General features: G+C 72.9%; 1 pseudogene. It reads right to left on the bottom strand.

The window, feature by feature from the left end:
• Positions 1-442, bottom strand: a pseudogene (purH, locus tag I6F33_RS37990) (bifunctional phosphoribosylaminoimidazolecarboxamide formyltransferase/IMP cyclohydrolase); the annotation flags it as partial.

Raw genomic sequence — 442 nt, 5'->3', positions numbered from 1 at the left:
GTCCAGGCCGACCGCGATGCCGCACGGGTTGGCGTGCTTGATGATCGCGACCGCCGGGCCCTCGAAGTCGTACGCGGCCCGGCGCGCGGCGTCGGTGTCGACGTAGTTGTTGTAGGACATGGCCTTGCCGTGCAGCTGCTCGGCGTGCGCGAGCCCGCCGCGCCAGTGCCGGTACACCGCGGCGCGCTGGTGCGGGTTCTCGCCGTAGCGCAGCACTTCGCCGCGCTCCCAGGTGGCGCCGGTGAAGTCGGGGAAGCCGGAGTCGTCGGCCGGGGCGTAGGCGTTGGCGAACCACGACGCGACCGCGATGTCGTAGCTCGCGGTGTGCGCGTAGGCCTGAGCCGCCAGCCGCTTGCGGTCGGCCAGCGCGAAGCCGCCGGCGCGGACCTGCTCCAGCACCCACTCGTAGCGAGCCGGGTCGACCACGACGGCCACGTTGTTG

It is taken from the genome of Bradyrhizobium sp. BRP20, from assembly GCF_020194215.1.
Lineage (GTDB): Bacteria > Pseudomonadota > Alphaproteobacteria > Rhizobiales > Xanthobacteraceae > Bradyrhizobium > Bradyrhizobium yuanmingense.
The sequence above is the reverse complement of the archived record's forward strand: the minus strand, read 5'-3'. Positions and strand labels throughout refer to the sequence as shown.